This is a genomic window from Bartonella krasnovii, assembly GCF_003606345.3.
In the GTDB taxonomy this organism is placed as follows: domain Bacteria; phylum Pseudomonadota; class Alphaproteobacteria; order Rhizobiales; family Rhizobiaceae; genus Bartonella; species Bartonella krasnovii.
The window spans coordinates 1025401-1051928 of record NZ_CP031844.2 but is presented as its reverse complement, the minus strand read 5'-3'; the positions used below and the strand labels follow the sequence as shown (position 1 = coordinate 1051928).

Below are 26528 nucleotides of genomic sequence, written 5' to 3'. Positions count from 1 at the left end.
GTAAGGATTAAGGCAGATGAAGATACCCGATCATAGTCATGAGTATCTGATACCAGTAGCAACTGAAGAGGAAATCAGAGAAGGGCTTTCGCAAGATAGTGTTGTTGTTCCGAAGATTTTAGGGACAGCTTCTTTGTATTCGTATGAAACTTTTGCGCCGTTAGAACAGGTTGTCAATGCAAGGCAAGAAGCTGAAAAAGCCATGTCGCGTGCAAATGGTGCGCAACAAGTTGCAGAAGAATCGAAGCGCGTATCGGACCAAGCGCTTAGAGAGGTGACGACAACGGGTGAAGCGGTTACAACAGTGACAACAACCGCCAATGTTGCGAAAGAGACAGCGGATAGCGCTAAGAGCTTAGCCGAAGAAGCCAAGAATGCCTCTGATGCAGCAAAGCACATGGCAGAAGAGACGAAAGCCGCCGTTGATAGAGCTTCAGGGGAAATCAATATTACGAAAGGTTCATTAGCCACGGTATTGGAAAGTTTTGCAGAGGTTAAGCAGATAAGTGACAGCGCAGTGAATGTCTCGACAGAAGCTAAGAGATTAGCTGATTCCTCAAAATTGATTGCTGAACGTGCAGAACAAACAGCGAGAGAAGCTTCTCAAACAGCCATGGAGACGACCCAAGTAGCAGCGACAGCAGTAGCGACGAGTCATGAAGTTAAGACGGTAGCGACCCAAGCGAGTCTTAAGGCGGATGGCGCTAAACAAACAGCGGATGATGCCAAGGATATGGCAGAAAATGCGAAAGTGTTATCGGAACGGGCAACATCTTCAGTTACAGAACTCACTCAAAGAGTATCACAAGTACAAACGTCAATAGAGACAGCATTAACAGAGGTAAGAGAAGGCAAACAGACAGCAGAGACTGCGAAAGAGACAGCAGATAAAGCGTCGTTGAAATCAGCACAAGCCCAACAGGATGCTTTAGAGGCTTCTAGACTAGCCAATGAAGCAAAAGTAGCAGCAGAACAAGCTTTACAAGCTGATAGACAAGCGATTCGTGAAGGGGATACAGCGACAAAAAGTTTGGTAGAAGAAGTTCAGAAGAAGGTTGAAGAGGCGCAAGCAGTTTCACAAGAGAGTAAGGGTATATCTGAAACCGCAAAAAGTTTAGCGGAAAAAGCGAACACGGCATCTACAGAAGCGCAAAAGACAGCAGAACAAGCTTTCAGTGAAGCTAGAGTAGCGAAATCAACGGCGGCTATAGCGTCGACGACAGCTAATGATGCGAAGGGGGCTGCAGAAGAGGCAAAAGGTTTATCGCAAGGTGCTACAGCTTCAGTTACAGAATTAACAAAGACAGTATCACAAGTACAAACATCCGTAGAGACAGCCTTAACAGAAGCAAGAGAAGCCAAGGAGAAGGGGGAAACCACACAAACGCTTTCAGGATTATCCAAGAGAACAGCGGATGAAGCGATAGCCAAAGCATCACAAAGCCAAACAACAGCGGATGAAGCGTTAAGAGAGTCAAGAGCGGCAAAGAATATCGCAGAAGAGGCAAAACAAGCATCAGAAACATCACAAGAGGTAGCATTGGATGCGAAGAGCAAAGTAGAAAGTTTAGAGACTGTTGCCAATGGAGCAAAAGAAAAGAGTGATCAGGCAGCCCAAACAGCTGAAACAGCGAAGAGGCTTTCAGAAGAAGCGAAAGAGGAGGCAGGTCAAGCCAAGTCGACAGCCTTAGAAGCGAAAAATGCGGCGGATAATGCAAAGAGGCAAGCGGAAGAAGCCCAACAAAGTGCGACAGAAGCCACGAGAGTAGCCAATGAAGCCAAGGCATCATCGCAAGTTAGTACGGAAACTATAAAGAGCATAGCAGAAGAGGCAAAGAATAAAGCGGAAGCGGCAGAGAAGGTTGCACAAGAAGCCCAAAATACTTCTGATGCTGCGAAGAAGGCTGTTGATGTCGTCCAATCCCTAGTAGCGACTTCACAAGAAACAGCCGTGAATGCAAAGAGTAAAGCAGACAGTGTAGAGACCATTGCACATGCAGCGAAAGCCACGAGTGAACAAGCGATCAGTTTATCGACTGAAGCAAAGGGTGTAGCTGATGAATCTAAGTCTCTTGCCGAAGGAGCAGAGAGATCAGCGAGAGAAGCCAAGCAGACAGCAGAGGAAGCCAAGGGTGTAGCAGATGGTGCATCTACGACAGCCAATGAAGCCAAGAATGCAAGTGAAACAGCGACAACAACAGCGCGTAGTGTAAAAGAAAGCGTTGAAAGAGCAGTTTTAGAGGCATCAGATGCGAAGAGCAAAGCAGAAGAAGCAAAACAACGAGCGTCAGAAGCAAAAGATGCGTCTTCAAATGCTCTCACGGCTTCTACAGAAGCAAAGGAGCAATCGGCACAGGCGATTACCTTAGTTAATGAGGCAAAAGGTGTTAGTGAAGAAGCCAAGGACTTAGCGGAAAAAGCGACAGCAACCTCCACAGAGGCACAAAAGACAGCAGATCAAGCACGAACAGCATTGACTGATGCGAGCACGACGGCAAGCGCGGCATTAACCACAGCTAATGATGCGAAGAGGATTGCAGAAGCAGCCAAAACGTCATCAGGAGAGGCGAAGAATCTTGCACAAGCAAATAAGAATGTTTGTGATGAGGTTAAACAGACACTCAGTGATGTAAAAAGCCTTGCAGAGAGGGCGGTATCAACAGCCAATTCGGCAAAGCAGACAGATGATGATACGATACAAAAAGTCTCAGAATCATTGACGCAATCGAGTACAGCGAAGAATATAGCAGAGGCTGCTAAAAGCGTAGCGGATAGTGCAAGCAAGAAAGCAACACAAGCAGAACAGCAAGCAAGTGAGGCGACGAGAATAGCAGGAGAGGCGAAAAAAGTGGCAGAACAGGCTGTCCGTTCTGGAGAGGCAGCAGGGCAAGGGAGTGGAGAATCGGTAAAGAGGATAGCTGAAGAAGCGAAGAGTAAAGCCGAGGCATCAGAGAATCTTGCTCAAGAAACGAAAAGTGCTTTGGATGGATTAAAACAATCGGTCAATAGTGCGCAGTCGATAGCAGTAGAGGCACAGAAGGTTGCAGAAGGAGCGCAAAAGAAGGCAGCACAGGTAGAGACAGTTGCCAATGAAGCAGACAAAATAGCTAAGGAAGCCAAACAGACAGCAAGTTATGCTGAACATAATGCGAGTCAAGCTCGTAGTGAGGCAGAATCAGCGAAAAGTATAGCTTATGACGCTAATAGTAAAGCCCATGATGCGAAGGAAGCAGCAGATAGCGCTAAGACTACAGCAAGTTTAGCAAGGATGTACGCAGATGAAGCTAAAGAAAAAGCGGAGAAAGCTGATAACCGTGCGTATGAAGCCAAAGGTGAAGTGGACAAAGCGAAGGAAATAGCTGGTAATGCAAAATATATAGCAGAACAAGCGCAGAAGGCAGCTGAAACAGCTGGTAAAAAAGCAGCATCTTTAGAAGAAGAAGCGGAAGAGGCACAAAAAATATCCAAAGAAGCCAAGGAAAAAGCGGGTTATGCTCAGCATGATGCAGGTCAAGCCCGTAGTGAGGCAGAATCAGCGAAAAGTATAGCTTATGACGCTAATAGTACAGCGAATGATGCGAAGGAAGCAGCAGATAGCGCTAAGACTACAGCAAGTTTAGCAAGGACGTATGCAGACGAAGCCAAGAAAATAGCGGAAAAAGCTGATAACCGTGCGTATGAAGCCAAAGGTGAAGTGGACAAAGCGAAGGAAATAGCAGAGAGGGCGAAATATATAGCAGAAGAGGCAAAGAAGGCAGCTGAAACAGCTGGTAAAAAAGCAACGTCTTTAGAAGAAGAAGCGGAAGAGGCGCAAGAAACAGCCAAGGAAGCCAAACAGACAGCAAGTTATGCTGAACATAATGCGAGTCAAGCTCGTAGTGAGGCAGAATCAGCGAAAAGTATAGCTTATGACGCTAATAGTAAAGCCCATGATGCGAAGGAAGCAGCAGATAGCGCTAAGACTACAGCAAGTTTAGCAAGGATGTACGCAGATGAAGCTAAAGAAAAAGCGGAGAAAGCTGATAACCGTGCGTATGACGCTAAAGATAAAGCCGAAAAAGCCAAGGAAACTGCCGATAGAGCGAAAAGAACAGCAGAAGAAGCCAAAGAAAGCGCCGATACAACGAAGAAAGAGCTTGGTGGTATCAGGAGTTCCCTAGCAACAGCAACAACAGCTCATACAGTAGCCACACAAGCAAAAAATCTAGCTGAAACAGTAAACACTTTTCTGAAATTTTCTAATTTAAGCGTTTTGTCAATTTCTGCTCCGTTTCTTGTTGCTACCGGCAAAGCGCAATTAACATTGAAAAAAGGAACGCGTCTAACCTTGGTACAAGGCAACGATGTTTTGGTTGCAAGTAATACGGCAGATAAAATAATAAGCGTTCAGTCTCTTTCGGCGGGCAAGGATTATTACGTTTATTTGGTCCCCGAGGGAAGAGATTCTCATAAATTTGTTGTCTCAGAAAACTCTACCTATCCAAGAGATTATATATTTAGTGGTTCACGCAAGATAGGAGGCTTTCATACGCTTTGTGCAGATGTTGGCACGATTTCTGGTCATCCATTATCAGGTTATAGAGCAGGGGATATATTACCCAATTCTGTTTGGTGTCTCAATCACCGTCCGCATAGTTCTCCCGAAGGAATGGTTTACGACCCCTCTACAGACATGTGGGTAGATATTTATCTTCAGTCAGGCATCGGTGAAAATACGAAATCAGTCTATCGTACCAATATAATAACAAACCGTAGTTATACCGATCATGCAACAGATATGGCGCGTGTTAAAAAATCTTTATTGAGTGATGAGGCGTTTGCTTCAGCCATGTATGGAAGTAACGATAAGAGAAGTATTCAAGGTAAAAAGTCGCCTTCTCCAAAACATTCTGGAGGACATAAGGATACGGCAAATCGTCGTATGATTTCTTACATTGGTTGTGAGGATGGTTGTGGCTATATATGGCAGTTTTTGTCAGGCTCTATTTTTTTCTCAACAGAAGGTAATGCAGGTACTAAGGCAATGGTAGCTGGAGGGAGTTGGAATAATGAAGAAGAGAGCCACCGATTTTCTCGAGGGTCCATAGCTATCAATGGTGGCAATGAACAAGTTTCGGCGCGTGGGTGCAGCCGTTCACGTCGTTTTGTCTAGGGGATATTGAGATGATAGATTATCCAGAACATTTAAATAGCAAGCAAGATTATCTGAATATGCTTTCTTTTGATAAGGCAGAAACGGTCAGAAGGCTCAAGGATCTTTTAGAGACGCGTTTTTATTGGGTCTTTATTAAAGAGCTTAGTGACGGAGAAGATGGAATAGAAGATGATACGCATAAGGTTTGTCTAACAACGCAAATGTCCTCTGATCTGAAAGGAAATTTTGTAGCAAAGCGTTGTCAGTATGAATTACAGGAAAGCGACTATGCGCTGCTTTTTAATCTAGGATTTAGTGTTGAAGAAGTCGAGCAGTTGATCAAAGAGCATAGCCAATAGAAGATTATAAAAGAAGATTTTAATCCAGCCCCACTGATGTGGGGCTTTTTTTATGGGAGCGTCAGATGAGAAAGATATCAAGGGAAGGGTTAGAGCTTATCAAACAATGGGAAGGCTTGCGTTTAGAGGCATATAGAGATTTAGCATGCATTTGGACGATAGGGTATGGTCACACCAACAATGCCGGTACTCCGCTTGTCAAAAAAGGCATGCGTATTACGAAAGAGGAAGCAGAAAAAATCCTTTGTGAGGACTTAAAGCAATTTGAGAAGACGGTAGAGGAATCTGTAACAGTTTCGTTAACAGATAACCAATTCGCAGCCTTGGTGTCGTTTTGCTATAACGTAGGAACGAAAGCTTTTTGCAAGTCAACGTTGTTGAAGAAGCTTAATCAAGGGGATTATGAAGCAGTTCCTGGTGAATTACAGAAATGGAATAAAGTGGGGGGCAAGCCTTTTATAGGTTTAGTCAACCGTCGAGCAGCCGAAGCTGGTTTATGGGTAAAAGGGTCTTACATTGCTTCGAATTATGAACGGGTAGAAACGCGTAGTGCAACTGGTCTTTTAAAGATAGAAGCACTCGCGCCGATTATAGGGTCTTGTTCTGGGTTTGGAGGTTTTTTGGTAGGCAATGGACCGGTCCAATGGGCATTAGCAGGCATCATGGTCTTAGCCGCTTGTACAGGACTGGTGATTGTTGCCAAGCGGTTTAAGGAGCAGCGTTTGTAATTTTTTGGTTTAAAAGATTAAGCAACAGGGAGCACGTTTATGTGGTTGGCAAAATGAGTAGCAATCAAAGTAAGCGGAGAAAAGACCTTTCGGAAACGGAACAACAGCTTCTTCACGAGATGATAGAAACGTACCAAGGCATAAAGATGATGTCACGCATTATGAAGTGGATAGCCTTTATTGTCTTTATGTTTGTAATCGATGTGTCCCGTTTTATGGATGCCATAGAAAATAGCTTCTCACACTTAAAAAAGTGGATAACAAAAAGTTAGAGAAAACCTATGTTTGATACACCGCATAGAATTAGATTTTTAAAAACTCATAATGGAGATGCAAGCTTAAAACAAGATTGCCTCTTAACATCAGAAACGAATCTTCGTTGGCAAAATTTTTTAAATAATCTTCTCATAGTTAGCTATCATCATCATAAAAAAAATAAAGTAAAAAATCCAGATATTAGTTTTCAGAAGCATGTGATTGATGTTTCAGATGATGATGCAATAGCACAGCGTATTACGTTGATTAGTTATTATTTGTCTAATTACCTCTTCAAGGAGGATTTTGATGAATGCTATATCGCAAAATGCTACAGCTCCGATAGTTTTGACGATTTTTATTTTGTGATAAAAGTAAACGGTTTTAGTTTTCCACTTCATTTGGGAAACAAGAAGTACCGTAAGATTTTTCATTCTAAAGTTCTCAAAAAACACCTCGAAGAGAAGTTCTGATTCGCAATAATTGAAGAAAGTTTCGAAAATATTTGTTAGAATCAGCAGAAATATTTCTTCTCTAACAGGACTTTTTATATGCTGACATCTTTTGGTAAAATCTTACGTAAACTTCGCGTTGATCACTCAGAACGTCTTTTAGACATGGCTAAAAAATTAGATATATCTGTAGCATTTTTGTCTTCTGTTGAAATTGGTAAAAAATCTGTACCCGTTGGTATGGAAGAAAAGATCATAAAGTTGTACAATTTAGATCAGGATATGGCTTCTCTCTTAAGAAAAGAGGCTGATTCTTGCCGTAAGAGTTTTACAATTAAATCTTCTGATTCATTTTGCTCTGAAATTATTGGTATGTTCGTTAGAGCTTTAGAGAATTTTTCACAACAGGACTTAGCAAAACTCAAAGAATTATTAAAAGAAGTTAGCAAAAAAGGACGTGCTTTGTAGAGGGGTGTTGGAAAATCCTATTCCCCAACTTTTATTCGGGTATCCCTCACAGTAAAAAAGGTATTAAAAACCAATAAGTTATTTTCAGTATAAAACGCAATGGTGCCCCCAGAGAGACTCGAACTCCCGACCCCCTGATTACAAATCAGGTGCTCTACCAACTGAGCTATAAGGGCGTAACCATGTAGGAGTTAGCACAAACTTACAAAAAGGAAAACAGAAAATTATCAATTTTTATACATATTAAAAGAAAATTATATAACAAATAAAAAATAATCAGATTATTTCTTTTTTAACAATGTTTATAGTAGCGCTGAAATATCCTTACTTATAGAATCTGGTGATAGTCTATCGTTCTTGAATTAAACATCTGAAGAAGTTTCTTGCTGAGAAAGGTACTTCTCTAGCCAGTGAATATTATAGTTACCGTTTGCAACATCTTGATTGTTAATGAGCTCACGAAAGAGAGGAAGTGTCGTTTTTATCCCATCCACGACAAACTCATCTAAAGCACGCCGTAAACGCATCATGCATTCTAAACGGGTACGTCCATGAACAATCAATTTTCCAATCATGCTATCATAATAAGGAGGAATTCGATAACCTGAATAAGCACCTGAATCAACACGAATTCCTAAACCTCCAGGGGTATGAAAATGTGTAATGGTTCCCGGTGATGGGGTAAAGGTAAGAGGATCTTCTGCATTAATACGGCATTCAATGGCGTGACCGAAGAAACAAACATCATCTTGTGCCACTGAAAGCTTGCAGCCTGATGCAATATGAATTTGTTCATGAACTAAATCTATACCTGTAATTGCTTCAGTTACAGGATGTTCGACTTGTAAACGCGTATTCATTTCAATGAAATAGAACTCACCATTTTCATAAAGAAATTCGACAGTACCAGCTCCACGATATCCAAGTTGAGCACAGGCATTTGCAACAATACTACCAATTTTTTTTCTTTCAGTTTCATTAAGCGCAGGTGATGTAGCTTCTTCCCATATTTTTTGATGCCGTCGTTGAAGTGAACAATCACGTTCTCCTAAATGAATAGCATTTCCCGCACCATCACCTATAACTTGTATTTCAATATGACGAGGCTTTTCTAAATATTTCTCTATATAAACAGCGTCATCACCAAAGGCTGCTTTCGCTTCTGAACGCGTTGTTTTAAGAGCTATCGAAAATTCTTGTTCAGAATGAACGACTTTCATACCACGCCCACCACCACCGGCAGACGCTTTGATAATAACGGGATAACCAATTTCACGAGCAGTACGTAAAGCATCTTCTTCTTCTGTGACAGCTCCATCTGAACCAGGAACGACAGGAATACCAAGTTTTTTGGCAGTTTTTTTGGCTTCAATTTTATCGCCCATGATTCGAATATGAGCAGCCGTTGGACCGATGAATGTAATATCATGGGCTTCTAAAACATCTGCAAATTTTGCATTTTCAGAAAGAAAACCATAACCTGGATGAACTGCATCAGCTCCTGTAATTTCACAAGCAGCTATAATTTGCTGAATACTCAAATAAGAATCTCGAGCGGGAGGAGGTCCAATACAGACACTTTCGTCAGCAAGACGAACATGCATTGCATCTGCATCAGCAGTAGAGTGAACAGCTACAGTTTTTATACCAAGTTCTTTACATGCACGTAAAACACGAAGAGCAATTTCTCCCCGATTAGCAATGAGGATTTTTCGAATCATAGCTGCCCCTCGCTTTATTCAACAATAATAAGTGGTTCACCAAACTCAACAGGTTGGCCATCTTCGACAAGAATAGTGGTTACTTTGCCTGAGTGTGGTGATGAAATTTGATTCATTGTTTTCATCGCTTCAATGATTAGTAACGTTTCTCCTTCAGAAACATTTTGCCCTACTTCTACAAATGGTTGAGCACCTGGCGAAGGGGCAAGATAAGCTGTGCCAACCATTGGAGAGGTTATGGTATTTTTTGATTTATCTTCTTGCGGAGGTTGTGTGGGAGATTCGGTTGTTGGGATTGGAGAAGATGTTGCAGAAAAGCTAGGAGTGGCAACAGGGGAATAAATTATTTGTTCGGAAGAAGTTGAGCTATTTTGGCGTGAAACACAAATACGAAGTTCTCCTTGTTCAACTTCAATATTTGTTAAATTCGTATCATTCAAAATTTCAGCAAGATCGCGAATAATTTTCGTATTAATTGCGGTATATTTTTCCGAATCTATTTTTTTTGTTGCCATTTTAATTCTAACTCCTTGATCAATGAAGATCGCCATTATATCATTTTATGACTGAACATCTCTAGATTAGGGATGATATCTTTTGAGGCTTCAAAGATTTTTATTTCCTTTTAGTCATTATACTTTGCAATTTTAAACTCGTATTTGCTGTATGTAAAATTGCACTTATAAGCCTGTTGTCAAAAAAGAGAAAGCATAAAATCACTTCATTTACAGTATTCTTCCTAAAATTGATTAGATATAAAAAAAGCTATTCACTGTATATTATCTATCTCTTGTTTTAGTATATCCCGCCTGGCTGCACCGATGAGTATTTTATTACCGATAATATAAGAAGGCGTTCCTGTAATATGAAGTGTAGAGGCAACTTGAATATTTTCTTTAAAGATTTTTTGCAGATTAAGATCTTTTATTGCATTACGGAGTTTTTTTTCATTTGCTCCTAATGAAACAGCTATTTTTATAGCTTTAGCTTCATTTACACGCCCCTGATGTATTAAAAGCGTTTTGTGAAACTGTGGATATTTTTCTGGAAATTGTTTTCGAAATGCATAGGCAACAGTATGGACCGCTAAAGAATCAGGCCCTAAAATTGGCAAATCCTTGATAATGACTCGTAAATCTGGGTATTCTTTTATCAAGTTTTCTATATCGGAATAGGAATTTTTACAATGTTGACAGTTGTAATCAAAAAAATCAACAAGTACTTTTTTGCCATTTGGATTGCCTAAAACAGCGTCATGAGGAGAGTGAAAGATCTCCTTTTTTAACGAATGGATGACAGAGGTTTGTCTTTCGCTTTCGTATTCATTCTGCTTTTCTAGCTTGTCTTGAAGGATAAGCTGCATTTCAATCATAATTTCTGGATGAGTAAGAAGATACTCTCTCACAATTTGTTGAATTTGATGAGAATCGATATGGGGGGTAATCTTTTCCTTAAGCTTAGATAAAAAATTAGAATCTTCTAAAAGTTGTATTTTAAGATTTTCTAAGTTTAAATGATTTTCTTTTTTGGAGTGTGATGTTGCATTTGATAAAGAAGGGACAAAAATTAAAATACTCAACATAATAGAGGTTAAAACTTTTGAAACAAGTGTTACTTTTGGTTTTTGAAGTTGATGAGTCATCTGTATCCCTTCATATTTTCTATCGTGTTATTTAAGTGAACTATATGAAAAGCGTTATCTCTGTGCAATAAAGCATTAGCTATAGTTGTTATTCACCAATGAGCAAAAGCGTCAATTTTTCTCTAAAAAAACTTTATATGATGCACATTTTTAAAGATTATGTTTTTTGAAGATAAAAAAATTCTCTTTAATTTGTCAAATGTTGTTTTGATAAAAGGGTATCAAAAAGCTTTTTATGCGTATTTATTGTGGAAAAAAGCATATTGATAATACAATGAAACGCACTTGTATTGATTTTTTACTGTTACTTTATTGAGTAGTGTGAAACAAAATTAAATCATGAAAAGTAAAATTATGAAAACCACAACGCATTATGAGCTGTTTATCATTGGAGGAGGGATAAACGGGTGTGGATTGGCAAGAGATGCAGCTGGACGCGGTTTTAAAGTAGGATTAGCTGAAATGAATGATCTTGCATCGGGGACATCGAGTGCATCAACAAAGCTTATTCATGGAGGGCTTCGTTATCTTGAACACTATGAGTTCAAACTTGTTCGTGAAGCGTTAAAAGAACGGGAGATCATTTTACGTATGGCTCCACATATCGTGCGTCCTTTGCGTTTTCTTCTTCCTTATCATAAAGAGTTGCGCCCTGCTTGGATGTTGCGTTTTGGACTTTTTATTTATGATTATTTAGGGAAATGGAATCAGAAATTGTGGCGCAGTAAAACGATTAATTTTTCAAAAAAGTTTTGCTCTATACTAAAGAAAGAATATCAGAGAGGTTTTGAATATTCTGATGCCAGAGTCGATGATGCCCGTTTAGTCATTGCCAATGCGCGTGATGCAGAAAAATGCGGAGCAGATATAAAAGTACGGACAGAAGTTCTCTCTTTAAAAAAAGAAGAGAAAAAATGGCGTATCATTCTACAAGATAAGTTAAGTGGCAAAAAATATAGTGTCACAGCCTCTTATGTCGCAAATATGACAGGTCCGTGGATTGATCATGTTTTGACAAGCATATTAAACTGTAAAGAACATCCACCCGTACGGCTTGTTAGAGGTTCTCATATTTTGGTTCCAAAGCTTTATACGCATGATCGTGCTTATATTTTTCAAAACGGTGATGGACGTATTATATTTACTATTCCCTATCAAGAAGATTTTACTTTGCTTGGAACTACAGATTGTGATTATCAGGGAAATCCAGCCAATGTTCATATTACAGATGCAGAGATTAGTTATATTTGTGCAGCAGCTAGTGAATATTTCATACAACCAGTGTCACCTAAAACGATTGTTTGGTCTTACTCTGGAGTTCGTCCACTCTATGATGATGGGTCTTCAAAAGCCCAAGAAATTACGCGCGATTATATTTTAAAAGAGATAGGAACAGGAAGTACACCAAAAATTCTTAATCTTTATGGTGGAAAAATTACGACTTATCGTAAATTGGCTGAAGATGCGATGAAATTCGTTGAAAAGGCGCTTGGTAAAAAGGGGAAATCATGGACGGCTAATGCAGTTCTTCCTGGCGGTGATTTTCCTTATAACCAATTAGATACAATCGAAAATAGAATTGCTCTTTTGACGCCAGATTTAGATGCTTTTACACATCGCAGACTTGCACGCTCCTATGGTACAGACGCATTGGTGATATTTGCAGATGGTAAGGCGAATAGAGGAAAAAATTTTGGACATGGACTTTATGAAATAGAAGTAAAATGGTTGATGGAAAAGGAATGGGCGAAAACATATGAAGATGTGTTATGGCGTCGTTCAAAACTTGGCCTTTTCTTTAATGAGCAAGAAGTTGAGATTCTTTCTTCCTATATGCGAAGCCAAAAAGAAATTGGAAAACATTTATAGTCGTTTGACTTTAGCAGATTTTATCTGCAATGTTGTAAAATATTTTTCTTCAGGAGATCTTAACACAATCCATAAACATTGAAAGAATGCTGTTTGTTTATCCTATGACGAAAAATTTAATAAATACCACTAAGAAAAACGCATTGAGAGAAAATAATTTATAATCGGATTCGTATGGAAGATAGAAATCTTTGTTTTTTATTGGAGAGAAATAAAAGTACTTTCTATTGCATTTGTTTCACAATGAATTGAAAAAGGCTAAAGAAAAATAAGTCTATCATGGAAAATTGTGGAATGTTTTAGTTTATTATTTTAAACTCTCTGGTAAAATTCGCAAGGATGAGAAGTTAATGACATAAAAAATTTAAAAATGAGTTTTTTGTCATTACAGGTGAAGATCTTCTTTTTCATGTTTATATACTTTAGCGTTACTCTATAAAAATTGTGGTTTATATGCTTGATTATCGTCAACTTTTATATCAATTAAATAAAGGCGCTGTTGGTATATTCATAATGGTTTCAGAGAATAAAGCTTTCTGTAAACTAAAAGGTAAGTATTTTTCTCTGTATGAAGAGAGATACGGGGATATAAGAGCAGTGTCCTCATGATATTTTACAATCTTCCATCGTCTATAAAATTTGCAGTAGCACCGATGTTGGACTGGACAGATCGACATTGCAGATTTTTTTATCGTCTTTTAACAAAAAAAGCACTCCTTTATACGGAAATGGTGGTAGCAGATGCCGTCATTCATGGTGTTCGTGAACAATTGTTGGCTTTTAGCCATAAAGAATGTCCAGTTGCATTACAATTAGGGGGAGAGGATCCGAAAAAATTAGCAGAGGCTGCACGGATTGCTGAAGATTTTGGTTATAATGAGATAAACCTCAATGTTGGTTGTCCCTCAAATCGTGTTCAAGCAGGTGTATTTGGAGCTTGTTTGATGTTACATCCTGATACTGTGGCAAATGCTGTGGAAGCCATGAAAAAAGCAGTTACAATACCTGTAACAGTCAAATGTCGTCTTGGGGTTGACGAGCAGGATGAAGAATTAGCTTTAGATCTTTTAGCGGAGAAAGTTTGGAATGCAGGATGTGATGCCCTTTGGGTTCATGCGCGTAAAGCGTGGCTAAAAGGATTAAGTCCAAAAGAAAATCGCAATATTCCGCCCCTTAATTATGAAAGAGTTTATAAATTAAAACGTAAATATCCTCATAAATTCATTGGGATAAATGGTGGAATTAAATCAATTGATGAGATAAAAAAGCACTTGATTTTCTGTGATGCTACCATGGTTGGTCGCCAAGTTTATCATGATCCAGCTTTGTTAAAGCATATTGATTTTGAACTCTATGGTGAGTCGCAGAATAATTTGAGTGAGAGTGATCTTATTGAAATCATGTGTGATTATGCGGCTCGACATATTGTATCGGGAGGGCGCCTTTCTCACGTGACGCGTCACATGATTGGTTTATTTCATGGGCGGGGAGGAGCACGTCGATGGCGGCAAATATTATCTAATGAGGCAACAAAACCAAATGCAGATATCTATATTTTGAAAGAAGCTTTTTCTGCTCTTATGGGATAAAAGTGAGACATTAACATGTGTAAAGCTCAGATCCTTTGTATTTTGATCATTTGGATTTTATAGTTTTGGGAAACTTATAATTTTTATTATGAATAAGGATATTAGAGTTTATATATTAAGCGGCATGTTTATGACATCTATTAGACAGAAAAATAGGTTAAAGACATCCTGTAAAGGTTGTCATAAAATTTTGATGTTATTTTGAATCTTGCATGTTTGTTATTGGGGTAGAAGATAGAATATAAAAGTCTTCACTGTAATATTTAATATTTTTTAAACACTATTTAAAAAAGCAATAAATTATTCATACCCTATCTATATGACGTGATTTTCATTAAACATTGTAGATTTTAAAAGGTATCCTCATGACTGTTCGTCCATTTGATGATTTTCGTACTTTACTTACAAATTTACCTGTTGCTGATGAGTTTTCTATAATTTTAGCTAAAAAACGGCAAGAAAACTTAACAAAAGCGCGAGGATCATTAGGAAAACTAGGAGATATTGCTGTTTGGTATGCGGGGTGGAGGGGGACAGAAAAACCTATCGTAACGCGGCCTTTGGTCGCCATTTTTTCTGGAAACCATGGTATCGTAGAAGAGAATGTTACGCCGTTTCCACAATCTATGACACAAAAGATGGTTCAAAATTTTGCATCTGGTGGTGCTGCTATCAACCAAATTTGTATAGCTTATGATCTTGGATTAAAAATTTTTGATTTAGCACTGGAATATCCAACAATAAATATTACAAAGGATGCTGCAATGGACGAGCGGAGTGCGGCTGCTACAATGGCATTTGGCATGGAATCCATTGCTGGTGGGACAGATCTTTTATGTATCGGTGAAATGGGGATTGGAAATACAACAATAGCTTCAGCTTTATGCTTTGCATTATTTGGGGGGGAAGTTGAAGAGTGGACAGGAAATGGTATGGAATCGGAAGATGATTTTTATCAGCGTAAAATAGCAGCGATTAAGACAGCTATCGCTTTGCATAAAGAACATCTTAACGATCCTTTTGAGATAATGCGTCGCTTGGGAGGGCGTGAAATTGCTGCTATGGTTGGTGCTATTTTAGCAGCAAGAATGGAAAAAATACCCGTTATTTTAGATGGTTTTGTGGCAACAGCAGCAGCTGCTATCCTTTATAAAATGCATCCAAGAGCTCTTGAACATACCCTTGTTGGACATGTTTCTTCTGAAAAAGCTCATCGTAAACTTTTAAAAAAAATTGGTAAAGAGCCACTTTTGGATTTGGGAATGTGCCTTGGTGAGGGAGCCGGAGCCGCTATGGCTGCTGGTATCGTCAAAGCTGCGGTTTTAACACATGCGCAAATGACGGTTTTGGAGCAAGAAAGTTTGAATACTTAAAAAAATATGAGAAGGATATAAAAAAACTTTTAAGTTTGTTCATTCGCCTTTTCATGTAATTTAATATAATTAAGTGGAAGTTCTGTTGTATATTTAATCTGTTCCATTGCAAAAGAAGATGAAACATCACGGATATCAATTTTAGAAATTAATTTTTTATAAAAAAGATCATAAGCTTCAATATCGGGAACGACAACACGCAATAAATAGTCAATATCCCCGCTCATTCGATAAAATTCAATGACTTCACGGAATTCTTGCACAATCTTTGAAAAGCGCTTAAACCATTCATGACTGTGGGTATTTGTACGAATAGAAACAAAAACAGTAACGTGCGCATTTACTTTTTCTGGAGAAAGAACGGCAACGCGACGCTGAATGACACCATCTTCTTCAAGCTTTTGAATCCTACGCCAGCAAGGAGTGGTCGAAAGCCCCACTTTTTTAGCAATATCAGCGACAGAAAGTGTCGCATTTTCTTGCAAAAGATGTAAAATTTTTCGGTCAAGACGATCCATATTTTTTCTCAATATTTTAATCTATAAAAATTTACGCACTAAATAACGCAAATATACAATAAGCTCATCGTTAAACCATGGATTTTTCTGTAACCAAGAAGTATTTCGCCATGATGGATGAGGTAAAGGCATAACATTATAGCCTCGAGGCTGAGAGATAGAAAGAATATTTCTCCAATCACGAACAGTTGCTGAAACGGTTTTATGTTTTAATTCTGTAATATGCCACTTTTGCGCATAACTGCCAATAGCAAGAACAAGCTTTATTTGAGGCATCGCTTGAAATATCTTCTCATGCCATATTTCTCTACATTCACGTCTTGGTGGCAAATCAGCTTTATTTTTGTCATAACCTGGAAAACAAAATCCCATAGGAACAAGTGCAAAGAGAGATCTATTATAAAATTCTTCTTTCGTTACATTAAGCCAATCACGTAATCTTTCACCAGAGCGATCATTAAAAGGAATAGATGTTTCATGAACACGCAATCCTGGGGCTTGTCCTGCAATTGCAATCGAAGCCGTATGGGATAAATAAACAACGGGATTTGGTTCATGAGGAAGAGGAGGGAAATAATGTGGCTGTTGGATACAAATCCGACAGGAATAGATTTCTTTTTCAAGTTCGATAATTGGGCTATATTGTTTCATTAGTCAATAAAATTTAAAAATATTTTTACTCTGTGCGAGGATGTGTTTTACGCCATTCTTTGGGTCGTTGAAAACTTGATGCCCATATTCCTCTTTTTTTTCTTCTGGCTTCTTGCTCTTCTTTGGGGTAATCATAATAGCTTACAGCCCAACCATTCTGTACAAGTGCGGAATTGATATTGCTAACTTGTTGCGTTTGACATGTTGCAAGGATACGGTGGTATTTATCTGTTTTATGCCAATGACATGTAACAGATTGGTTTTCTACCAATTGTTCTAAATATTTTTTTGCCTCAAGCCCACAAGGGTATCGTATGTCTTTTTTTCCACAAAATTGATGAAGTTCAGGAGCATCAATGCCGACCAGTCGAATCTTAATAGAAGAAATCATAATGGAATCGCCATCAATGACAAGTGCCTTTCCTTCAATAGAATTTTTAGAAGAAAAATTTTCTTTTTTAGGGAACGTCTGAGTCGGCCTAAAATAAGTTGCCATCATGATAAGAATGCTAGCAGTGACAAAAATGCTAAAACCGATAATTTTATTTAAACTTCTTAGATTAAAATGGGAAAAGTTTTTTTTCATGAAATAAAGAAACTGCCACTATCATAACGCATTCTATAGAGCATTACTTATAATTCTTTCAAAAAATATTTCATTCACATGACGAAAAAACATTTCGTTTTAATGATAAAAATTTTGTTAGATATTACAAAAATAAAACATGCATGCAGTATAATATGTAAGCAACTTAAACAATAAATCAACTTAACTAAATCTGTATAGGCCATACAAATTTAAAGTTACACAGATTTTAAAATAAAAAAACAAAAACACTCCTCATAAATTAACTTTGAAGAGTAATAATCCCACATTTCTTTTGGAGTATAAAACCTATCAATAATGATTGGCTTATTTATTTAATTTTTGTTTCTTTAAATTCAACGTGCTTTTTTACAACTGGATCATATTTACGTTTGCTCATTTTATCTGTCATTGTACGGCTGTTTTTCTTTGTTACATAGAAAAAACCAGTATCTGCAGTTGATAAAAGCTTGATCTTAATGGTTGCTGCTTTAGCCATAATGTAAAAACCCTATTTATACTGAAAAATATTATCGTTGTCAGAACTTATTTCCGACATCATCAAATTTTCCGGCAACAGTACGGATGTTCTCAAAAAAGTCAAGAGCTGATTAGCTTTCTCATAAGTTGGATAAATAGCAAGATGACATATAAACCAAAAAAAACAGCCATGGCTATTGAAAAACCAAAAGGATCAAAGATATCCATGGATTTTCCGATAAAAGTTGGTCCTATAAGCATACCAATTCCATAGCAAAAAGTAAAAGCAGAATTAGCAGCAGCAAGTTCTTGCCCCGTAAGACGCGCGCCTAGATGTGCAAGACCAATTGTATAAAGGCTCGCTGATACACCACCTAGAATAAATAGATCAAACATCAGAATCCATCGATATTGAATAATCCATGGTACTATAAAAGTTCCCATAAAACCTAAGATAGCACAACCTATTAGCGGATAGCGCCTATCTTTGGCATAGTCGCTTAACATGCTGATAGGAATTAAGAGAAAAATATTCCCGAGTGCAAGGGTTGCCATAAAATGTGCTGCTTCATTCTCATTATAACCAATGGATAAACTAAAGGGGATTATAAGCGTTAATGTGCCCATTTGAATGGCCCCATAAACAAGGGCCGCCATCATCGCGCTTGGAACCTGAAAAAGATAACGAAAAAATGGCGTATATTGATTTTTTTGAAATTCTGGACTTAAATTCCAAGCTGCAAGAATTGGTATAGTAGCAAGTATAATAAGGCTACAGCCAACAGCAAAAGGAATAAATCCTTGTGTTCCCACTTTTGCTAGCAGTGTTAGACCTATCACAAACCCTAATCCTAAGACAATAGCATAAATAGAAAGGATCAAACCGCGTTTTTTGGGGGGAGCATAACTGTTAATCCAAAATTCTGATAGGATAAACATAACTGTCATAGTAAAATGCAATATAAACTTTAAAATGAACCAAATCCATATGAATTCAAAAAAATAGAATCCTAAAAAACTTAAAGATCCTATCGCCATCATAAGCAATATTGTTTGAGCGACGCCTAAACATAAAGCAATTCGAGATGTAAAAATAGCTGCAATAATTGTGGCGATTCCACCAACTGTTCCACTATAGCCGATCATACTGTTAGAAAGCCCTTTCTCTGCCATAAGAAGAGAGATAAGTTGTGTTCCCATTGCCAATGCTGTTCCAACAGTGCCAATGGTTGCAATAGCGGCAATAATTGCACGCAAAGAACTATTTTGAGAGTCAAAAATTTTTTTCATGAGAATAGCTTAAGGTATTTTTGTTTATTCAAACAACGAAAAGGTAAGCTGAAATGAAAGAAAGATCAAACCAACTTTTGAAGATTCTCTCTCTTCATTTAGTATAAAAAACTCTGAAATACTTTTAATATAAAATAAAGAATATGATCTTATATGCAAAATAAGTATATCTTATATAAGAATTAATATATATTCAATACTATAGAAAGTTTATTAGTTTAAATCATTGTAATATTATTTATTATTAACTATTAAAGAGGGAGTGAAAGTTTTAATTATTTTCCAATAAAATTTTTTATAATTTAAAACAAAAAAAGCGATAATAAAAATTTAAGAAATATTTTTTATTTTTAACTAATATTTTTTTCTTCCATAAAAACGATTTTTTTGTTTTTTTAATTTGTTTTTATGGTGGGATGCCGATAAAAGCTTGATTGGACGAGGCTCTGTTAAAAGCTCAAAGCTTAAAGCACCAGCAAAAGGCTGTACGGTTATAAGTTTTACTTCTACAAGATCACTAAGCTGATAGCCTTTATGGCTACGTTGTCCTATAAGAATATGTTGTGCTTCATCAAAACGATAATAATCATTTTTAAGTGTAGAAATATGGACAAAACCATCTGTATTGAGCTTATCAAGAGAAATAAAAAGCCCTGCTTTTGTGACTCCAGAAATACGACCTGTAAAAATACGACCAATTTTATTCGTTAAATAGTGTGCAACAAGCCGATCAAACGTTTCTCTTTCAGCGATCATTGCACGACGCTCGTATGAAGAAATTTGCGTAGCAATTTCTGCAAGGTTTTGTTCTTGTGTATCCGTTAATTGGTCATTTCCTAGTTTGAGAGCTTTAATGAGTGCTCGATGAATAACGAGATCAGCATAACGGCGAATTGGTGATGTAAAATGTGTATAATTCTGCAAATTCAAGCCAAAATGTCCATTATTTTTAGGATTGTATTCTGCTTGTGATTGTGAACGCAAAATAACTTGATTGACCAGCTCTTGTTGTTCGGTATCAGCAACCTTTTCTAAAATTCTATTAAGACGTGCTGATGTTAATTCTGCACTTTTGGAGAGGGATATCCCTAAACTTTGAAGAAAGTTCCGTAATATTTCTTGTTTGGCAAGAGAGGGTTTGTCATGAATACGATAGATGAGGGGCTGATGATGTTTTTTTAATGTTTCAGAAGCTGCAATATTGGCTTGTATCATAAACTCTTCAATCAAACGATGGGCTTCTAAATGTTCTTCACTCACAACATCTTGGATGCATCCATTTTGATCAAGAATAATCTTTTTTTCTGCTATTTCTAGTTCTAGGGGTTGTCGACGATCCCGCGCGATTTTAAGACATGCATAAGCTTTCCATAAGGGATGCAAAATATTCTCAAGCAAGGGAGAATTTTTTTTATGGATATGTCCTTTTTTTGCCAATTGTACTTCTTGATAGGAAAGTTTGGCTCTTACACATATCATAACGCGATGAAAACTATGTTTTAGTTTATGACCGTTTGCATCAAAAATCATACGGACGGCTAAAGCTGGTCTTTCTTTCCCTTCACGCAAAGAACATAAATCATGAGAAAGGCGTTCAGGTAGCATTGGTACAACAGTATCAGGAAAATAAACTGAATTTCCGCGTTTTAATGCTTCTTTATCTAAAGCACTTCCTGTTTTGATATAATGAGAAACATCTGCAATGGCCACAATAATAATCCAACCACCATTATTTGTTGGGTCCTTATCCTTGCTTGCATAGACTGCATCATCATGGTCTTTTGCATCTGGTGGATCAATCGTAATAAATGGTAATTGTCGCCAATCTTCGCGATTATCCATATTAGCAGCTTTAATGTGTTTAACTTCCTCAAGAACATCTGCAGGAAAAATATAAGGAATGCCTTTTGAAAGAAGAGCAATCATTGAGAGTGTTTTCTCACTCTTAATATGCCCTAAAACATTTTTTATTTGCGCACTTTTCAGTCTATAACCAGTATTTTTTTTAATTTCAACTTCGACGAGATCACCCGTTTTAACTTTTATTTCTGGAGACATTTCAACGATGAGCTCATTGGTTTTGCGGTCTATAGGCTCAAGACGCCATTGATTATTCTCTAACTTTCGTACAACACCAAATGTGCTCTTTGGGGATACATCAACTTTACGAATAATTCGCCCCGTATAAGAAGATTTTTGAGAATTTTTATTTCGAAAAACTTTTGCAAGAACATGATCTCCAACGCCAATGCTCCCTCCCTTTATGTGACGAAAAGAGTGTATTTCAATATTGGGCTTTGGCGTATCTTCCCATTCAAGAGGTTGTGCAATAAAACCCCCATCTTTATCACGGCTACTAATTTTTACTAAAGTAACTGGGGGTAATTGTCCTTTATTTATTGCTCTTTTGCACTGTTTAGATATAAGATTTTGATCCTTTAATGTACGTAATATATCTCTAAGCCAGATACGAGAATCGCCTTTTAAATTAAAAGCTTTAGCTATTTCTCGTTTACTTAATCGATTAGGATTTTCATTGATAAAGGAAAGAATTTCTTCCCTATTGGGCGATTTTTCTCCCCTGACTGAGGAGAGGAGTTTTACGTTTTTTTCACCTTTAGCCAAATTTTATGTCTCTTTTGTTTTGGAGGAAGCTTTTTTTGACGTTGTCTTTTTACGCGATGCTTTAGCCGATATAAGTTCTAACGCCTCTGAAAGGGTTACACTAATGGGATCTTTATCTTTTGGCAATGTTGCATTAACTTTACCCCAATTGACATAAGGACCATAACGTCCATTGCGCACAGTGACAGTTCCTCCATCGGGGTGTTCCCCTAATGTTGCAAGTGCAGCAGATGTTGTTCTGCTTTGCTTGGTTTTATTTTCTTGTTGTTCTGCCAATACTGTAACAGCGCGATTGATACCAATATCAAAAACTTCATCCGCATGAAGAAGGCGCGCAGATTTTCCATTATGACTAAGATAGGGACCATAGCGTCCAATTGTCGCAGTGACCATTTTGCCAGTTTCAGGATGCGTGCCAATTTCACGGGGAAGGGAGAGTAAAGCCAAGGCTTTATCAAGAGTGATATTTTCCGCCTGCCATTCTTTTGGTAATCCCGCACGTTTGGCTTCTTTGCTTTCACCAAGTTGAATATAGGGACCAAAACGGCCATTGCGAAGAGAAATATCTTTTCCTGTTTGAGGATCAACACCAAGCATCACAGGTTCCTCATTGTGCACAGCTTTATTTTCTTCTTCTGTATCTGTACCAAGTTGGCGTGTATATTTACATTCAGGATAATTGGAACAGCCAACAAAAGCACCATAACGACCAAGTTTTAAGGATAATTGACCATTTTTACACAGAGGACAGGAACGCACATCACTTCCATCTTCGCGTTCAGGAAAGGCGAGAGGTGCTAATGTTACATTTAAAACATCAAGGACATTGGCGATACGAAGCTCTTGGATATTGTTAATAGATGCATTAAATCCATCCCAAAAATCACGCAATACGTCTTTCCAAGAAAGTTTGCCATCAGAGATAAGATCCAGCTTTTCTTCAAGATCTGCTGTGAAACCATATTCTACATAGCGATTAAAGAAATTTTCAAGAAAGGCTGTAACAATACGCCCCTTAGCATCAGGAATTAGCTTCCGCTTATCAATGATAATATATCCACGATCACACAATGTTGCCAATGTGGAGGCATAAGTTGAGGGACGACCAATTCCCAATTCTTCAAGCTTTTTAATTAATGAGGCTTCAGAATAACGGGAAGGGGGCTCTGTGGTATGTTGTACAGATTCAACTTTTTCTTTTGTAAGTGCTTCACCTGTATTTATTTGTGGTAAACGTGATGATTCATTTTCTTCATTATTTTCTTCGTCTCGTTGATCTGTATAGACGGAAATGAAGCCGTCAAAACGAATAACAGAGCCTGTTGCGCGAAGATTTGCACGGTTGTCTCCTTGCAGGGCTTCAATTTCAACGGTTGTACGTTCAATTTCAGCAGAACGCATTTGGCTGGCAATAGCGCGTTTCCATATCAGCTCATAGAGCTTTGCCTGATCACTGTCGAGAAAATTGCGGACTTGGTTGGGGGACCTTTGAAAATCTGTTGGACGGATTGCTTCATGGGCTTCTTGTGCATTTTTTGCCTTTGTTGAATAAAAACGCGGTTTTTCAGGAACATAGTCATTTCCAAAAGATTCATGAATTACTTTTCTTGCTGTATCAATGGCTTCTGGTGCTATTTGCACACCATCGGTACGCATATAAGTAATAAGTCCCGCCATTTCACCGTTAATTTCAATCCCTTCATAAAGCTTTTGGGCAATTTGCATCGTGCGAGAAGCTGAAAAGCCTAATTTTGAAGAAGCCGCTTGTTGTAGTGTAGAGGTTGTAAAGGGAGGAAAAGGATTTCTTTTTGTAGGTTTTGCTTCAACACTGAGTGTGTGATATTGGGCCTTCTCCAACATAAGACGAATTTGATCTGCTTGTTCTTGAGATTGAATATCAAGTTTACCAATCTTTTTTTGATTAAACATTGTCAATCTTGCTTGGAAATGATCATTTCTGATGGTTTTTAACTCTGTTGTAATGGACCAATAATCTTCTTTGATAAAATGTTCTATTTCTGATTCACGGTCACAAATAATTCGCAAAGCAACCGACTGAACACGTCCAGCCGAGCGTGCACCAGGGAGTTTACGCCATAAAACAGGTGAAAGTGTAAAACCAACAAGATAATCGAGAGCACGACGTGCAAGATAGGCATCGACAAGTGATGTATCAATATCACGTGGATTGTTCATAGCATCAAGCACAGACTTTTTCGTGATGGCATTAAAGACAACTCTTTTTATAGGTTTATCTTTTAAAACTTTTTTTTGATGAAGAACATCCAGAATATGCCACGAAATAGCTTCTCCTTCACGATCAGGGTCTGTTGCCAAGATAAGGCTATCGGCTTCTTTAACGGCTTTTGCTATTTCATTTAAACGTTTTGCAGCCGCAGAATCTATATCCCATTTCATCGAAAAATCTTGATCCGGTAAAACGGAGCCATCTTTTGCAGGCAAATCACGAACATGTCCAAATGATGCGACAACTTTGTATTGAGACCCAAGATATTTATTAATTGTTTTTGCTTTTGCTGGAGATTCAACGATAACGATATTCATAATTTTACCCGAATATTGAAATAAAAACTTTTTTATAAACGCCTTTCATGTGAATAGCTAATGGCAATTGCTTAAGAACACATAAAAAAAATATTAGCCATATAAAAAACATGAATATTGTACAACTTGTGATTGTTATTATTAAAGCGCACCCTATATAGAATTACACGATTTATTTTTCACTGTTATTACAAAAGCGTACGGCCAAATACTAAGATAACGTCTATTGAGAGGTAGGAGGGGAAATGCTCAAGGATAGAGGATTATGTTTATAAATCATTTGAAAGTTATCCAATATATTACAGACATGTCAAAGCAAATGAATCAGATGGCGCGTCAGGCGCATAGTCCGCTTTTAGCATTGCTTTTGGATATGGTTGCCAAAGAAGGGCAAAGCATTATTAATAGTGCTGAGGCTCTTGGGGAAGATCAAGATTCGACAATGACACACAACCACCAGAGTGTCGAATAAGCTTTCCAGCAAGCTCGAGTTCTACCAATAAGAGGTAGAGAGTTGGGAGAGGAACACCTGCGTGGGTACTGAGTGTATCGATGTCGATTGGTGTTGTCGAAAGAGCACAGAGAATTGCTGCGCGTGCTGCATCATCGTCCATTAAAGAGGGATGAGATTTTTTTCCGTCTGTTGAATTAAAATCCTCCTTTTCAAGTTGTAAAGAGGATGGTTCCTCAAAAAAATTGAGTTGGGAATTGGGAAGCGATGAAATTAACGGCGTAAGTGTTTCTATGATGTCAGAAGGATGTGTGGTGAGGAGAGCGCCGTCCTTGATGAGGTTGTTTGTACCAACAGATCTTGGATCAAGTGGAGAACCGGGAATAGCAAAAATCAACCGTCCCATTTCAACGGCTTGACGTGCGGTAATTAAGGATCCTGAACGCAGGGCAGCCTCCACAACTAAGAGACCAAGTGAGAGAGCTGCAATAATACGGTTTCTTCTTGGAAAATCGATAGCGCGCGGCTTCCAAGAGATGGGCATTTCGCTGATGATGGCTCCACCGTTGGCGATGATATCTTCATACAACTTTTTATTTTCAGGAGGATAGATATGATCAATTCCCCCAGCCATGACTGCAACAGTTCCTGTTTTTAAACTTGCTTGATGCGCAACGCTATCAATTCCACGAGCAAGCCCAGAAATTGTTACAAAATCTTCTTCTCCGAGAAAATGCGCAAACTGAGCTGTAAGTTTTTTTCCAGCAGCTGAAGCATTTCGAGAGCCTATAATTCCAATCGAAGTTTTTTGAAAAATTGAAACATTACCTTTGATAGCAATAAGTGGCGGAGGGGCTTCTGTAACTTTCAGAAAAACTGGATAATCTGGTTCTCCCATACCGATAAACCGAACACCTAATCTTTCAGCTTCTTGTATTTCTTTTTCCGCATCTTCTAAGCTTGCTATTTTAATAGATGCAGAACCACCCCCTTTTCTAATAAGCTCTGGCAGCGCTGCTAAAGCATTTTCTGCTGTTTTATAATGATCAATGAGATTGCGAAAACTAACAGCTCCAATATTTTCACTGCGCAATAACCGTAACCAGCTTAGACGTTGACGATCAGTAAGCAGGATTCCTTTATTTATTTCTGTGTTGCGTACCAATCTTACTTTCTTCCCCGCTTAATAATCTACTGATATTTGCACAATGTTTTATGAACACAAATAGGCTCATTGCGATCAGCATACAACAGAAATAAAAATCAGAAAAATAAAAAACAAATATCGGCGTGACTGTAACAGCAATAAGCGCAGATAATGAAGAATAACGCATGAGGAGAAAAATTGCACTCCATACAATAATAAAAATAATTGCTGCGGGCCAATATACGCCTAAGCAAACCCCTAAATAGGTCGCAACACCTTTACCACCTTTAAATTTAAGCCATACGGGAAAAAGATGCCCTAAGAAAGCAAAAAAACCCGCTAAAGAAATAAGGATACTCTTGTCGAGCGGATAATTAAAGAATTTTATAATGAAAATAACGATAGCTCCTTTCAACATATCACAAAGAAGTGTTAGAGCAGCAACTTTTTTATTCCCTGTTCGTAAAACATTTGTTGCTCCAATATTGCCGGAACCGATTGCTCTTATATCGCCAAGTTTGGCCAATCTCGTAAACAGAAGACCAAATGGAATTGAGCCAATGAGATAAGATACGAGGAAAATAAACCATGGAGTAGACTGAAAAAATATTTTTGCTTCATTCAT

The 26528-nt window shown here is 38.0% G+C and carries 22 protein-coding genes and 1 tRNA gene; 10 read left to right on the top strand and 13 right to left on the bottom strand.

Annotation, left to right across the window (positions count from 1 at the left end; genetic code table 11):
* Positions 1–16 precede the first annotated feature (16 nt).
* The 6 genes from D1092_RS09815 to D1092_RS04460 all read left to right on the top strand — a co-directional run bounded on the left by D1092_RS09815 (position 17) and on the right by D1092_RS04460 (position 7396).
* A complete protein-coding gene (locus D1092_RS09815; RefSeq protein WP_241456080.1) occupies positions 17–5152 on the top strand; it encodes a phage major tropism determinant in 5136 nt (1711 codons plus the stop codon).
* Positions 5153–5163: 11 nt separating this feature from the next.
* Positions 5164–5493, top strand: coding sequence for a hypothetical protein (locus tag D1092_RS04480; RefSeq protein ID WP_120122363.1), 330 nt, complete (start codon positions 5164–5166; stop codon positions 5491–5493).
* 65 nt (positions 5494–5558) lie between these two features.
* Positions 5559–6221 carry a lysozyme gene (locus tag D1092_RS04475; RefSeq protein ID WP_148255600.1) on the top strand — a complete coding sequence of 221 codons (663 nt, stop codon included), beginning with the start codon at positions 5559–5561 and terminating at the stop codon, positions 6219–6221.
* A gap of 41 nt (positions 6222–6262) precedes the next feature.
* On the top strand, positions 6263–6493 hold the full coding sequence (locus D1092_RS04470; protein WP_120122092.1) for a hypothetical protein: 231 nt from the start codon (positions 6263–6265) through the stop codon (positions 6491–6493).
* Positions 6494–6502: 9 nt separating this feature from the next.
* On the top strand, positions 6503–6949 hold the full coding sequence (locus D1092_RS04465) for a hypothetical protein (protein WP_120122362.1): 447 nt from the start codon (positions 6503–6505) through the stop codon (positions 6947–6949).
* A 78-nt stretch (positions 6950–7027) separates the two neighbouring features.
* Entirely contained in the window at positions 7028–7396 is a 369-nt protein-coding gene (locus D1092_RS04460) for a helix-turn-helix domain-containing protein (RefSeq protein WP_120122361.1), read from the top strand.
* A 100-nt stretch (positions 7397–7496) separates the two neighbouring features.
* On the opposite strand, the gene D1092_RS04455 is transcribed toward D1092_RS04460, so the two are convergent.
* From D1092_RS04455 to D1092_RS04440, 4 genes are all read right to left on the bottom strand, one after another.
* Positions 7497–7572 (bottom strand) — tRNA-Thr (locus D1092_RS04455).
* A gap of 186 nt (positions 7573–7758) precedes the next feature.
* Complete coding sequence (accC, locus tag D1092_RS04450; RefSeq protein WP_148255610.1) at positions 7759–9117, bottom strand: acetyl-CoA carboxylase biotin carboxylase subunit; 1359 nt, start codon at positions 9115–9117, stop codon at positions 7759–7761.
* 14 nt (positions 9118–9131) lie between these two features.
* Positions 9132–9632 carry an acetyl-CoA carboxylase biotin carboxyl carrier protein gene (gene accB, locus D1092_RS04445; protein WP_120122360.1) on the bottom strand — a complete coding sequence of 167 codons (501 nt, stop codon included), beginning with the start codon at positions 9630–9632 and terminating at the stop codon, positions 9132–9134.
* A 254-nt stretch (positions 9633–9886) separates the two neighbouring features.
* Positions 9887–10759: a DsbA family protein gene (locus D1092_RS04440; protein ID WP_120122359.1), complete on the bottom strand. Its 873-nt coding sequence runs from the start codon at positions 10757–10759 to the stop codon at positions 9887–9889.
* A 336-nt stretch (positions 10760–11095) separates the two neighbouring features.
* On the opposite strand from D1092_RS04440, the gene glpD reads away from it, so the two are divergent.
* The 3 genes from glpD to cobT all read left to right on the top strand — a co-directional run bounded on the left by glpD (position 11096) and on the right by cobT (position 15590).
* Positions 11096–12628: a glycerol-3-phosphate dehydrogenase gene (gene glpD / locus D1092_RS04435; protein WP_120122358.1), complete on the top strand. Its 1533-nt coding sequence runs from the start codon at positions 11096–11098 to the stop codon at positions 12626–12628.
* A gap of 605 nt (positions 12629–13233) precedes the next feature.
* Positions 13234–14217: a tRNA dihydrouridine(20/20a) synthase DusA gene (gene dusA / locus D1092_RS04425; protein WP_120122357.1), complete on the top strand. Its 984-nt coding sequence runs from the start codon at positions 13234–13236 to the stop codon at positions 14215–14217.
* A 365-nt stretch (positions 14218–14582) separates the two neighbouring features.
* Positions 14583–15590, top strand: coding sequence for a nicotinate-nucleotide--dimethylbenzimidazole phosphoribosyltransferase (gene cobT / locus D1092_RS04420; protein WP_120122356.1), 1008 nt, complete (start codon positions 14583–14585; stop codon positions 15588–15590).
* Positions 15591–15619: 29 nt separating this feature from the next.
* Here cobT and D1092_RS04415 read toward each other — a convergent pair whose 3' ends face one another.
* The 7 genes from D1092_RS04415 to topA form a co-directional block, all read right to left on the bottom strand.
* Positions 15620–16108, bottom strand: coding sequence for an Lrp/AsnC family transcriptional regulator (locus tag D1092_RS04415; RefSeq protein ID WP_005773501.1), 489 nt, complete (start codon positions 16106–16108; stop codon positions 15620–15622).
* A 21-nt stretch (positions 16109–16129) separates the two neighbouring features.
* Positions 16130–16759, bottom strand: coding sequence for a uracil-DNA glycosylase family protein (locus D1092_RS04410; protein WP_120122355.1), 630 nt, complete (start codon positions 16757–16759; stop codon positions 16130–16132).
* A gap of 25 nt (positions 16760–16784) precedes the next feature.
* On the bottom strand, positions 16785–17345 hold the full coding sequence (locus D1092_RS04405; RefSeq protein WP_120122354.1) for a thermonuclease family protein: 561 nt from the start codon (positions 17343–17345) through the stop codon (positions 16785–16787).
* 331 nt (positions 17346–17676) lie between these two features.
* Positions 17677–17844 (bottom strand): 50S ribosomal protein L33, encoded by a 168-nt coding sequence (gene rpmG / locus D1092_RS04400; protein ID WP_004864083.1) that lies wholly within the window; start codon positions 17842–17844, stop codon positions 17677–17679.
* A gap of 101 nt (positions 17845–17945) precedes the next feature.
* Positions 17946–19115 (bottom strand): MFS transporter, encoded by a 1170-nt coding sequence (locus tag D1092_RS04395; RefSeq protein ID WP_148255609.1) that lies wholly within the window; start codon positions 19113–19115, stop codon positions 17946–17948.
* A gap of 354 nt (positions 19116–19469) precedes the next feature.
* Positions 19470–21740: a ribonuclease R gene (rnr, locus tag D1092_RS04390; protein ID WP_120122353.1), complete on the bottom strand. Its 2271-nt coding sequence runs from the start codon at positions 21738–21740 to the stop codon at positions 19470–19472.
* A gap of 3 nt (positions 21741–21743) precedes the next feature.
* Positions 21744–24305, bottom strand: a complete 2562-nt coding sequence (topA, locus tag D1092_RS04385) for a type I DNA topoisomerase (protein WP_148255608.1) — start codon at positions 24303–24305, stop codon at positions 21744–21746.
* A gap of 265 nt (positions 24306–24570) precedes the next feature.
* Here topA and D1092_RS04380 point away from each other — a divergent pair, with 265 nt between their 5' ends.
* A complete protein-coding gene (locus D1092_RS04380) occupies positions 24571–24777 on the top strand; it encodes a hypothetical protein (RefSeq protein ID WP_005773510.1) in 207 nt (68 codons plus the stop codon).
* Here D1092_RS04380 and dprA read toward each other — a convergent pair.
* The gene (dprA, locus tag D1092_RS04375; protein ID WP_120122351.1) at positions 24707–25921 is read right to left on the bottom strand and encodes a DNA-processing protein DprA; all 1215 of its coding nucleotides are present in this window, start codon (positions 25919–25921) and stop codon (positions 24707–24709) included. The genes D1092_RS04380 and dprA overlap by 71 nt on opposite strands.
* The gene (plsY, locus tag D1092_RS04370; protein WP_120122350.1) at positions 25896–26528 is read right to left on the bottom strand and encodes a glycerol-3-phosphate 1-O-acyltransferase PlsY; all 633 of its coding nucleotides are present in this window, start codon (positions 26526–26528) and stop codon (positions 25896–25898) included. Before plsY ends, dprA begins: the two co-directional genes overlap by 26 nt.